This window comes from Streptomyces sp. RLA123 (assembly GCF_056270165.1).
The window spans coordinates 1,725,846-1,737,566 of sequence record NZ_JBWDOR010000003.1; the positions used below are offsets into that span (position 1 = coordinate 1,725,846).

Sequence of the window (11,721 nt, forward strand, 5' to 3'; positions counted from 1 at the left end):
ACCTCCGTGGCACCAACCGGCCACCTGGCGGAGGTAGGCCACCTTCCCCACCTTGTGTCCCGTCCGCCGCACTTGACATCTTCCAGCAGCGAGCGCGCTGCCCTGCGTTGAGGTGGGCGTCAGCGTGCCGCGGTGTGTCTCCCCGCACACCCCGCCCGCTGAAGAGGTGTTCCATGTCGCGTGCCCATCCGTACGCCAGACGGCGACTCGGTGCCGTATCCGTCACTTCCGTCGTGTTCCTGGCCCTCACCGCCGCGCTCCCGGCCTCCGCCGCTCCCGGTCCCACCGCAACGGGTTCTGCCGCGTCCCCCACCGCCCGTACGCCGCTGGGTGACGCGTCGCCGCAGAAGGCACTGCCCGCCCAGCGCGCGGGCGTCGTCCCGGGGCAGGTGCTGGTGACCCTCTCCCCGCAGACCGCCGTGACCGGCCGGAAGCTGCCCGGGAACCGGGCCCGCGCCCTCGCCCCCGGCACCAGTAGCGCCGACGTGAACAAGAAGCTGAACGCCGTCGGGGCCACCTCGCTCCAGCCGCTCCTCCCCTCCCTGTCGGCCTCCGCCACCGAGTCGATGACCGCATCGGCCCGCACGCGCCTGGGCGACGACACCGCCGACCTGTCGCGCACCTACGTCCTACGGACCGGCAACCGCGACTCCGCCGCCGTCGCCCGCACCCTCCAGGGCACGCCGGGAATCGTCGGCGCCGAGCCGAACCGGTACGTCAACACCATGAACACCGGCGGACGGCAACTCCCAGCCACCGCACGGGCGTCCGCGAAGCGCACCTCCGCCGCGCCCAGCGCCTCTCCCATCCCCACCAACTTCGCCCTCACCGACTCCGCCCAGGCCTTCCTCAACGCCGGCGGGGTCGACGCGGTGGGCGCCTTCGACATCCTCCAGGGCCGCTACGGGCAGCAGCCCGGCGCGGGCCGGACCATCACCAACGTCTCCATCGGCGACCTCACCGACCAGGCCATGGCCGACGCCGGTGACCCCTACGTCCAGGGCCACGGCCCGACCACCGTCCTCAAGGACGGTCAGCGCTACCTCGACCTCCCCTCCATGCCCCTGATCCCCGCCTACGTCGCGGCTCCCGACGGAAGCCTCAGCGGCTCGGCGTCCACCAAGGACCAGGACCCCGGCCTCGGCGAAGTCCTGCTGGACTTCAGCGTCATGGCGCCCCTGGCACACGACCGGCAGCGCCCCGACCGCCCCGGCAGCGACTACACCGACCTGCTCGGCGTCGCCCCCGGCGCCGGCTACCGGCTGGTCGTCCCGCAGCAGCCGACGATGGACCAGATCGCGACCGCGCTCCTGGCCGCCGCCCACCAGTCGCCCAAGCCGGACGTCATCACCGCCAGCCTCGGTTTCGGCACCGACGCCCAGGGCTTCCCGGGCCGCTACCTGGAGGACGACCCGTACATCCGGTCCGTCGTCGCCTCGATCGTCCAGAAGGACCACGTCGTGGTGGTGATCTCCTCCAACGACGGAACCCGCCTCTACACCCCGGCCGCCGTCGGCCCCGACGGCGGCAGCACGCCCACCGACACCGCGAAGAACGACAAGTCCGCCACCGACATCGACGACGTGGCCTACTCCACCACCCCGTCGCAGGTCCCCGACAGCGGCGCGATAGCCGCCGGCGGCACCACCCTGGACGACACCCTCGCCTCCCGGACCGGTCACGCCACCACCGCCGAGACCCGCATCAGCGGCTTCGGCACCTTCTCCTCCGGCTTCGGCACCCGTATCGACCTCTCGGCGCCCAGCGACAACATCGTCGCCTTCACCCACACCGACGGCGGCGACGCGCAGTCCGTCACCCCCGTACTCAACGGGGGTACGTCCGCCTCCGCGCCCGAGATCGCCGCGGCCGCCGCCGTGGTGCTCCAGGCCGCAGGGCTCGCCGGACACCACCTGACGCCCGCACAGGTACGGGACGTGCTGAAGCGGACCGGCCGGGAGGTCGCCACCCCGGCGCAGATCGACCGCGAGCTCAACGTCGGCAAGCAGATCGACGTCACCGCCGCCGTCGAGGACGTCCTCGGGCACCGCGGCGGCGCCACCGCGGCCGTACGGCTTTCGGTCGCCCACCGGGTCACCAACGCCAGCCTGGGCGGGCAGTTCCTGGAGACGACCGACCCCGACCGCATCGACCTCGGGGACATGGCCTCCGGCGGCAACGGCATGGGCTTGGTGGGCCCGGTCACCTTCGCCGGTGACGTCACCGGCCTCCCCAAGGGCGCAAGCCCCACGTACACGCTCACCGTGGGCGCGCGAACCTGGCGCTCCGCCACTCCGGCGATCCGCGTGACGCCGACGGAACTGCTCAACGCAGCGGGCCTCCCGGTCGTCTCCGCCGCCGACCGCGCCGTCAGCGTCACCTACCGCGTCCTGACCGGCGGCCGGACCCGGGCCACCGTGCGCCGCACCCTCACCGTCGGCCCCAGCGACGGCCGTTACGTGGAGAGCACCGCGCCCAAGGCGCCCGCGGTGGTGAAGGCCGGCCACGCGGTCACCGTCACCTACGACCTGACCGGCGTCGACAGGCTCAACGCCCCGCAGCTCGTCGTGTCCACCGTCGGCCACTGGAACCCAGCCCTCGCGCCCCTGTTCAGCGCCGCGTGGCACCAGGCCCTGACCGCCGGCTCCGGCACCGTCACCATCCCCGCCGACGCGTTCGGCGCCGGGGGCGGCCTCTACGGCATCGGCATCGCCCAGTCCGGCTTCGGGGGCAACCCCAGCCTCACCACCTACGGCGAGTTCGCGCCGGTCCGCGTCGATGGCGGCACCGCCGAGCAGCGCCCGCAGGCGCCGCTGGTCACCGGGCAGGACGGCATCCCCGCGCACAGCACCCAGGTCACCCGCGCCAAGGCCGGCTTCGCCGTCCGGTACGACGTACGCGACGTCCCCGGGGCGAAGTACGCGCAGGTGGAGTTCGCCGCACCCGCCCCGACGCTCCACAACTCGCTGAACACCTTCACCAACGCCAACGGCACGGCCCTCGACGACAACGGCGTCGACGCGCCCTCCGCCGCCCACCGCGTCCTGTCCGCCACCAAGGGCACGGTCGACCTCGACGCGCTGCGGCTCGGCCTGTCCACCTCGACCGTCTACGGTGTGCGCGTCATGGCCCTCGACAGCAAGCACCGGGTCATCGGCCAGGCGTCGCCCGTCTCGACCCTCGAGGTCGACGACGGCGTCGCCCCGGCCGGAAGCACGGTGCTGTCCTTCGCCGCCGCGGGCGAGGACTCGGTCGCCGCACTGCGAACAGTTTCCGGTGCCACCGAGATCCGGCACTACTCCACGAGGACCGGCGTCTACGGTCCGGTCATCGCCTCGGACAGCGGCGACGGATCGGAGTACGAGGTCCTTGGCGTGGCCTCCGCCACGCACCGCGCCCTCGCGGTGCACCAGGCGGAGCCCGGCGGCGATGTGCAGGTGGAGACCTGGGACACCGCCACCGGCACCCTCGTCGGACGGACCACGCTCGCGGCGGCGGACTACCGCTTCGTCGTCGGACGCGTCGACGCCGCCCGCTCCCGCGGCGCGCTGCTGCTCCGGGCCGTCGCCGACAACACCGACCTGGTGCTGCCCGTCGACCTGAAGGACGGCACCACGCAGGCCCCCATCCCCTCCGACCTGCCGGGCGCCGCCAAGGGCTCGTACAGCCTCCTGGACATCGACTCCTCCACCGGGGACGTCTACCTGGCCAAGGGCGCCCCCATCGCCCTCTGCCTGGGCGGCGTGCAGATCCCCCGCGTGGACACGCGGACCCGGAGCGTGAGCCTCGTGGGGACCATGTCCGGCTGCAGCAACGGCTTCGGCTCCGACGGCGCGGGCACGCTCTACAACCTGTCAGCCACCGCGATCAGCACCAAGATCGTCCCCACCAGCGTCCTCGGCTCGCTCGCCGTGGGCACCGGCGAGTCGGACGACCCGGTGGCCGTACGCCGCGGCCCGGCCACGGGGATGGCGGTGGACGGCGCGAACCGGCTCGCGGTCGCGGCGTTCACCGCGCCGGAGGGCACCAGCTACGCCGGCTCCGGCACCGCCGTCGTCACGGACAACAACGCCACCGGTCAACTGCTCGTCATCGACGTCACGACCGGCGCGGTGGTGCGGACGCTGACCGGCTTCCAGATCAACGGGCATGGCGGTCCCCTGGTCCACGGGGGCGTGATGAACTCCGTCCAGCTGGACCCGGCGACCCGCACGGGCTGGACCTACGGCGCGTACGACGGGCAGATCCGCCAGTTCTCCTACTGAGCGGAGGGCCGTCCCGGGGGCGAGAAGCGGTCACCGCTCCTCGCCCCCGTGGCGCCGATACCGAATCGAAACCACGGACACAGCTACCTGTGCAACCCTCCGCAGTGCTGCGGGAGTGGTGGATGGCGAGCGGAGCGCCGGACGGAGGCGGCGGCGGCTCCACGCGCATAGGTTTTGCCGACCGAGGAGGAGACTCGAGTTGTCCGGAATCAGAAGTGCCTCGATAGCGGCCGCGCTGCTGGGCTGCACCCTGTTGCTCGCGGGGTGCACCAATTCCTCCGGGTCCGGGACCGACTCCGCCGCCGGCACGACCGCCTCGGCCTCGTCGGGGTCCTCGGCGTCCGCCGAGCCCTCGCCCTCTCCTTCCGCCCCGTCCTCCAGCGCGGCCGCCTCGCCCTCCGCATCGGCGCCGCCGCGGACTGCCACTCCCACGCCGACGTCAAAGCACACCACCGCCCCGGTCAAGGCCCCGCAGGCGCCGGCCTCCCTCCCCGGCTGCCGCAACCTGGGCGTCACCAGTGAGGTCAAGTCCGCGGTGACGCGGGCCTACCAGCGCAGTCATCCGCGCTTCGTCCACATCGCGCCCGTGCCCGGCCAGTTCTTCTACGGCCAGTGCGGCACGGTCCGCTACGCCGCCACCCCGTTCGACCCCACCTCCGGCGCGAACGAGGGCGAACTCGTGGGCCTCCAGGACGAGGGCGGCGCCATGAAGTACTTCCGCACCGCCACCGGGACCGACTGGACCTACGTCACCAGCGACGGCTTCCCCGCGGGCCCGCACGGCTGCGCCGACATCCCACAGATCCCGCACGCCCTGGCCACCGCCTGGAGGAACTGCTCCGTCGCGGGCTGACGTACGGGACGACCGGCGCGCGCACTCCGCTCGACGCGGGTGCGCAGCGTCGGCACGATCGAGCCGGCTCCGCTGCAACAGAACCCGGCCCTGTCCCCCGATGCGAGTGGCAACGGCCGGGGCAGCCAAAGAGACCACCTGTACCCCAGGAGCACCCGACCGGGGCGCTGCACGGGATAAGATCCGGTGAACCGGATTTCGTCGTGGTCTCAAGGACAATGACAGCAAACCGGTCAGGTAAAGGCAATACTTTTGCGGTGCGACCCCATGCGAAGAATGGCCGCAAAAAGCCCATCCTGTAGCTGCCCGCGGTTCTGACTTGGCGTGGCGAGCCGGCCGCTGGGACCGTCACGCGGCACGATTGTCCGGATCCCGCCCATGTCGCCGCCTTGCGCGCATTCCGTCCCGAATACCGGGTGGACCGGGTCCCGGCAGCGCCTCCACTCTGCCCATGGAGGCCCCTCTCCATCGGGCTGCAACCCATGGCGACGTTCCCGGGGCCGCCGAGCGAGTGGCAACGAGCATGGGAGGTCCCCCGGCGTGCCGCATGACACGCGCACTCACTGTTCGCACACCGAAGAAACCCCTCCGAGAAGGCACGGTATCCGACTGTCCACAGCGGTCGTTGTCGTCCTGGTCGCCCTGGTCCTGGGAATCGCGCTCGCGTCCCGGATCCGGATCGACGTCCACCTGGCGGCACCGACCCTGCCGGCCGTCATCGCGGCGGAGCTGATCCGCCGGCTCATCGGTTCCTTCATCCGGCCCAAGGACCGGTGAGCAGCAACGCGCAAGCGCCGGCGCGGCGGCCTCGCCCGCTGCGCCGGCAGCACGGCTCCAACCGGGGACTTCAGCGCACCGGGTGACACCGGTAGCCCGCATCCGGCGGCCCGAACAGCAGCCCGTTCTCATCAAGGGCGTTGAAGACGGTCAGTTGGCCGCGGGGAAAGCGGAAGCCGACGGCGACTGTCCCCCGCGCCATGTCGTTCCCGGTCCATTCGAGGAGCTGTACGTCCTGAAGGATCTGGCCCTGGAGGGCCTGGAGTTCGCCGCGCGCGTCGTGGCGCCACCGGAGGTCGAAGTCGGGCCATACGACCGGCTGGTGGGGAAGCACCGCATTCCAGGTGATCGAGATGTCGTCGAATTTTTGGTGGTTGATCTCCACCTGGTCCCCGGTGAAGTCGAGCAGGACCGGACAGTCGGCGAACCACTCGTCGTCCTGAACATCCCAGACCAGCCAGGCGCGGGCCAACGGGCGACCGATGAGCGCCGCCAATCCTGCACCGTGGCGTGCCGCGACCGCCGAGTGACCGTTCAGCCACTGCGGTCGGTAGCCGTCGATCCCGAAGTCGAACACCTCGCTCACGTCCTCCCGCCCGCGATCCATGCCGCGGTGCGCTGCTTGAACTCGCGGTCGACGTAGGGGCTGTCGTGACGCGTGATCGACTCCAGGTGCCGCAGGACGTTCTGCGAGCGGTACGGATGGCGCACCGCCAGCACGTCGACGCCGGTCTCGCCCGTAGAGGCCTGGACGTACACGCTGCTGTCGAGCGCCATCATGGCAAAGCCGGGGTGACCCGCGCGTACGCCGAGGAACGCCGACGACGCTCCCCGCCCCATGATGTCCCAGTGCGCGAGCAACCGGACCCGGGTCCAGGCGTACGGCCGGCTGTGGCCGCCGAGGCCGGCCCGCCGCAGCGGCCGGTACACCTTGCGTTCGCGTTCGCGGATGCCCATCGACGACTGTTCTAGCAGTTCGTGGCCGCCCCTCCCCCGGCTCAGCTCCGGGAGGCGACTTGGAGGAGCCGACCGACGACGGCCGCCGCCTGCTCCGGGTGGCCCTCCAGCCAGCTGCCGAGGTGATTTCGGACGCCCTCCGCGACGCAGGCGGACACCGCGGCGTTGCCCAGCGCGCCCAACGTGGGGCCGACGTGCTGAGGGTGGTCCAGCTTCACCGACACGACCGCCGTGAGGCCTTCGCCGATACGCTCGGCACCGAGGTCGGGGTCCGTCGCGGACAGCAGTCGTCGCTCACGGGCGTAGGCGGTGAGCGCGGCCGCCGTCCCCTCGCGGAAGCCGGTCACGGGGGTGCCACCCGCGTGCGTGGGCGCGCTGTTGGCGAAGCTGCGCAGCCGCACTTCGCGAGAGGCACACCACCGCAGGGCCACCTCCGCCCGTCCCTCCATCCGGTTGTCCTCCCACTCGAAGGCGATGACGTCGGGGTGGACGGGCGCGCCCGCCGTCGCGTCGAGGAAGGCGACGAAGTCCCGCGCCCCGCCCGGGAACCGGAAGCGCACCGATCGGGGTCCGCCCGGAACGCGCGCGTCGGTCAGGGAGATGGCCAGGCGCCGGTTCAGGAAGGCCAGTTCCCTGAATCGCTCCTCCAGCACCGCGAACGAGCACTCCACGGTCTCGAAGATGCCGGCGTCGGGCCAGAAGGTGAGGGTGGTCCCGCTGCCGCCTGCCGCTCCCACGGCAGTGGACGGCGTGACCGGGACGCCACGCGCGAACTCCTGGACCCAGCGGGTTCCGTCGCGCCGGACCTCGGCTGTCAGCCGGCTCGACAGGGCGTTGGTGACGCAGGGCCCCAGCCCGAGCCTGTCCAGGTCCGCGTGGTCGCGGCCGCCGCCGGGCCTTCCCGCCGCGTACATGCCGCTGGTCAGCAGGGCTTCGAGCTCGCCAAGGACCCCCGGCCCGTCGTCGGCGACGCTCACCCCGCCGTCCGGGGGTGAGGGTGACGTCGACGGTAGTGGCCCGGGCGGCCAGCACCTCGTTCACCGCCCGGCCCACCGCCTCGAACACCGCCTGGTGCAGGCCCCGTTCACCGGTCGAGCCGATGTACATCCCGGGCCGCGCCCGAATGGCCTCCCAGGCCTCCAGCACCGTGATGTCGCTTTCGTTGTACCTCTTGGCGTCCTCGGTCACGAAATCCCCCTGCGACCGTCTCCAACAGTGCTGCCAAGCCTAGGAGATTCACGAGAAGCCGCAGGTCAGAGGCGCTTTTCGGAGGGCGCGCAAGGGCGGGTGACCGCCTGCCCGCATACAGTTGGTCCGGGGAGCCACGGGATGGCCGAGAAGCCGGCCGCACCCCGGCCGAGGCCGCGCACGACCCCTTCCACGGGTGCGCCGGGGCCTCCGTTTTACGGGTCCGCCCTCGCAAAAAACCAGTCGGCACGGCGGAACACGGCCGGGAGGATGGTGAGATGGGCGATCTGCTGTGGGACGACGTCGCGTGGCTGCTCGATCCGGCCGGTGGGGGCTACCTCCCCGACGTGTTCATCGAGGACACGTCGGCGGCGGACTGGCAGGCCGTGCTCGATCTGATCCGCGAACGGGGCTGGGCCTTCGAGTACGCCGAGGACGCCGCGGTATTGCCGTTGCCCCGGGCCAAGACCGTGCTGTCCCGTTCGGCCGACGCCGAGTACCCCAGCCTGACGGTGTGGCCGCATCCCGAGGTCCGTGCGATCTTCCGGTTCCTCGGGGACGACGAGATCGACTTCGACGTCGACGTCCGGGAACTCCAGGGACAGGAGCGCCTGGACGTCCTGTGCGGGTTCCTGACCGCGATCGGACGGCTGCTGGGCACGTCGGTACCGCTGTTCCCCGAGGGCGGCGGCACAGAACCGCTGCTCGGGTACGACGTCGCCGCCGACCGGGTCAGGGTGCTGTGGTCACCACCGGACCGCGGCTGCGCGTGAGGCAGCCTTCATGGGGAGAGCGCCACAAGCCCGGCGACATCGCCGGTCCTCCCCGGGATACTGGGCTCCCATGGATGAGGTCGAAGTCGTCGTCGCCCACTCCGAGCGCGCGACCCTGCGAGTCGGCGACGTGTTCCTGAAGGTGGACACCGACCAGGCGCGCACCGAGATCGAGGTCCAGGCGATGGCCTTGGTGCCGGTCCCGACTCCCGAGGTCCTGTGGCGCAAGCCGCCTGTGCTCGCGATCGCCGCCGTCCCGGGGAGGGTAATCGGCCGCCTCGGTGAGCCGTCGACCGCGCCGCCGGCGGCGTGGGCCGCGGCCGGTGCTGCCGTCCGGCGGCTGCACGAGGCGCCGTTGCCGCCCTGGCCCGGCCGGCGCCGCCGGTGTCCCGATGAGTTGGCGGCGGAGCTCGACGCGGAGTGCGCGTCGCTCGTGACGAACGGCGTCCTGCCCGCCGGCCTGGTCGCCCGCAACCGCCAGGTCGCCGAGGCCGCGATCCGGCCGTGGACTCCGGTGTTCACCCACGGCGACCTGCAGATCGAGCACGTCTTCGTCGACGGCGGCGAGGTCACCGGCATCATCGACTGGTCGGAGGCGGGCCGGGGTGATGCCCTGTTCGACCTCGCCACCTTGACGCTCGGACACGAGGAGCGCCTCGGTGACGTCCTCTCCGGCTACGGCACCGACGTCGACCTCGACGTGATCCGCGCCTGGTGGTCGCTGCGAAGCCTGCTGGGGGTTCGCTGGCTCGTCGAGCACGGCTTCGACCCGTTCGCGCCGGGCTGCGAGGTCGACGTGCTGAGATCCCGGATGTGAATCCTCCCCCAGCTGAAGCAGGGGGTTTCCTGGCTCACGTGGGCTGGAGACCCGCGGTCCGTCAGCTCTTGCACGATCAGCACCAGCCGGGTGGAGACCAGCCCGGTGTGATGAAGCACATCCAGGAGGAGCATGTGCTGTCTTGGCTCCCGATCAGCACGGTGTACGCGCTGGTCGCGGGCAGCGGCGAGACGGTCATGGGTCTCACGAACCCGGACGAGGCGCGTCCCTACCTCCAGGGTGCCGCCGGTCCCGGCGCCGACCGCGCCGTCCACCGCGTACCGCGCAGCGCCAAGTTCTCCGCGCCGGTGCATGGATTCATCCTCGGCGGCGCCCTGCTCGCCGTCGTGATCGCCTCCCCCGCCCTCTGGTTCGGACCCGACAGGCTGCCCTGGTGCCTCACCTGGCTGCTGTGCGCCCTCGCCTCGGCGGCGATCGTCCAACTGCCGCTGCGCGGGGTCGGCGCGGCGAGCCGGGCGCTTCCGGAGGGCCCGTCCTGGACGGTGCGCGAGGAGTCGGACCCGGCCATCGCGTGACCCGGGCGGGCCGGGTGGTGGATCGCGGGCACTGCCCGGGTATGTCGCGTCGTACCCGCCCGTGCGGGAGCAGCGGGTGGAGCTCTACGTCGTCCGCCGGGCCCACCGGGCGCGCGCGTGGGAGCGGCGCTACTACGCCGATCCCCGTGACGCCGCGCACCTGATGGTACGGCTCGGGCAGGCCGGCGGGAGCCGGGAACGGCCAGGTAGCGCGCCTTGCGGGTCAGTGGTCGGTTCGGCGGCGGCGTTCGCGCCACTGCCGGGCCCGTTCTGAAAGACAGGCGCCGATCATGAGGATGCCCGCGGTCGCAGCGCAGTCGGCGAGGCTTTCGGGGCCTCCGAAAATGCGGGCCAGTCCCCATCCTGCGAGGGTCAGCGCCGGCCAGACGACAAGAACGGGCATCGCAAGCCGGCGCACGATCGTTGAGGGGGCAACCATGAGGCGAAGGGTATCCGCACGCCGGAAAGCCACCGATCCTCCAACCACCCGCTCCGCTGCAAGGAGACCACCGGGCCGGGGCAGCGCACCGGGTGGGCGGCGTACCGCCCCGGGTTGCACGCTGTCCGTACGCGCACGACGTGGACCGGATTCATCGGCCTCGGGCTCGTGACGCTCCCCTTGCCGCTCTCGACCGCGGCGAGGGCGCTGTGCACATCGCCTGGCGTGATCCGGCGCGGGTGCTCGCCGAGGTCGGGCCAAGCGCTGGATCGCGCCTCACCAATCGCGGCCCTACGTTGGAGGTACGGATACTCCTTCGAATCGAGGGCCCCATGGACATCAAGGACTCAGTGGCCATCGTGACCGGGGCAAACCGCGGGCTGGGGCGGCATTTCGCCCAGCAGTTGCTGGAGCGCGGCGCGGCGAAGGTCTACGCGGGCTCGCGCAAGTCCTCCTCGGTCGATCTTCCTGGCGTTGTACCCATCGAGGTGGACATCAGCGACCCCGATGCCGTGACCCGGGCTGCCGAGGCGGCCCCGGACGTCACACTGCTCATCAACAACGCCGGGATCAGTACGCACACTGAGCTTGTCACCGGTGACATGGCGACCATCCGACGGGAAATGGAGACAGCATTCTTCGGCTCACTCGGCATGATCCGGGCCTTTGCTCCGGTGATCACCGCCAATGGCGGCGGCGCCGTTCTCAACGTGCTGTCGCTGCTGAGCTGGAAGCACTACCCGAAGTACGGCGCATACTGTGCGTCCAAGGCCGCCGAGTGGGCCATGACCAACGTGGTACGGCAGGAACTCGCCTCCTCCGGCATCGACGTCACCGCCCTGCACGTGGGCTACATGGACACGGACATGGCGGACTACGTTCCCCCTTCGGACAAGGTGGACCCTGGTACTGTCGCCCGGCTCGCCCTGGACGGGGTCCAGGGACGCGCCCTCGAAGTCCTGGCCGACGACAACACCCGCGACACGCGCGCCGCTCTCTGCGGCGACCTCTCCCAGCTGTACCCGGGCCTGCCCGCTCCACGCTGACACGCGAGCGCGGTCCGGCACGGCGAACCCCTGCCGCACCGTCCGGCAGGGGCCTGTCAGTCAGCCTCGC

Annotated in this window: 11 protein-coding genes; 7 read left to right on the forward strand and 4 right to left on the reverse strand. The window is 71.7% G+C overall.

Features of this window, described 5'->3' with window-relative positions:
- The first annotated feature begins 173 nt into the window (after positions 1-173).
- The 3 genes from RV983_RS07845 to RV983_RS07855 all read left to right on the forward strand — a co-directional run bounded on the left by RV983_RS07845 (position 174) and on the right by RV983_RS07855 (position 5,895).
- Entirely contained in the window at positions 174-4,265 is a 4,092-nt protein-coding gene (locus tag RV983_RS07845) for a S8 family serine peptidase (protein WP_475985058.1), read from the forward strand.
- A gap of 199 nt (positions 4,266-4,464) precedes the next feature.
- Positions 4,465-5,118, forward strand: coding sequence for a hypothetical protein (locus RV983_RS07850; protein ID WP_475985059.1), 654 nt, complete (start codon positions 4,465-4,467; stop codon positions 5,116-5,118).
- Positions 5,119-5,658: 540 nt separating this feature from the next.
- Complete coding sequence (locus RV983_RS07855; protein ID WP_475985060.1) at positions 5,659-5,895, forward strand: hypothetical protein; 237 nt, start codon at positions 5,659-5,661, stop codon at positions 5,893-5,895.
- A gap of 70 nt (positions 5,896-5,965) precedes the next feature.
- Here the strand turns inward: RV983_RS07855 and RV983_RS07860 are convergent, their stop codons facing one another.
- Genes RV983_RS07860 through RV983_RS07870 form a run of 3 tightly spaced genes read right to left on the reverse strand, consistent with a single transcriptional unit; the run spans position 5,966 to position 7,829 of the window.
- Positions 5,966-6,481, reverse strand: a complete 516-nt coding sequence (locus RV983_RS07860; protein ID WP_475985061.1) for a hypothetical protein — start codon at positions 6,479-6,481, stop codon at positions 5,966-5,968.
- The gene (locus RV983_RS07865; RefSeq protein WP_475985062.1) at positions 6,478-6,852 is read right to left on the reverse strand and encodes a hypothetical protein; all 375 of its coding nucleotides are present in this window, start codon (positions 6,850-6,852) and stop codon (positions 6,478-6,480) included. The genes RV983_RS07860 and RV983_RS07865 overlap by 4 nt, the downstream gene beginning before the upstream one ends.
- Positions 6,853-6,893: 41 nt before the next feature.
- Entirely contained in the window at positions 6,894-7,829 is a 936-nt protein-coding gene (locus RV983_RS07870) for a hypothetical protein (protein ID WP_475985063.1), read from the reverse strand.
- Positions 7,830-8,318: 489 nt separating this feature from the next.
- Between RV983_RS07870 and RV983_RS07875 the strand changes: the two genes are divergently transcribed.
- The 3 genes from RV983_RS07875 (at position 8,319) to RV983_RS07885 (ending at position 10,166) form a co-directional block, all read left to right on the forward strand.
- A complete protein-coding gene (locus tag RV983_RS07875; RefSeq protein WP_475985064.1) occupies positions 8,319-8,813 on the forward strand; it encodes a hypothetical protein in 495 nt (164 codons plus the stop codon).
- A gap of 70 nt (positions 8,814-8,883) precedes the next feature.
- Positions 8,884-9,630 carry a phosphotransferase family protein gene (locus tag RV983_RS07880; RefSeq protein WP_475985065.1) on the forward strand — a complete coding sequence of 249 codons (747 nt, stop codon included), beginning with the start codon at positions 8,884-8,886 and terminating at the stop codon, positions 9,628-9,630.
- Between the two features lie 110 nt (positions 9,631-9,740).
- Positions 9,741-10,166 carry a hypothetical protein gene (locus RV983_RS07885; RefSeq protein WP_475985066.1) on the forward strand — a complete coding sequence of 142 codons (426 nt, stop codon included), beginning with the start codon at positions 9,741-9,743 and terminating at the stop codon, positions 10,164-10,166.
- Positions 10,167-10,389: 223 nt separating this feature from the next.
- Here the strand turns inward: RV983_RS07885 and RV983_RS07890 are convergent, their stop codons facing one another.
- Positions 10,390-10,605, reverse strand: a complete 216-nt coding sequence (locus tag RV983_RS07890; RefSeq protein WP_475985067.1) for a hypothetical protein — start codon at positions 10,603-10,605, stop codon at positions 10,390-10,392.
- A 332-nt stretch (positions 10,606-10,937) separates the two neighbouring features.
- Between RV983_RS07890 and RV983_RS07895 the strand changes: the two genes are divergently transcribed.
- Positions 10,938-11,651: an SDR family oxidoreductase gene (locus RV983_RS07895; RefSeq protein WP_475985068.1), complete on the forward strand. Its 714-nt coding sequence runs from the start codon at positions 10,938-10,940 to the stop codon at positions 11,649-11,651.
- The last annotated feature ends 70 nt before the right edge of the window (positions 11,652-11,721 follow it).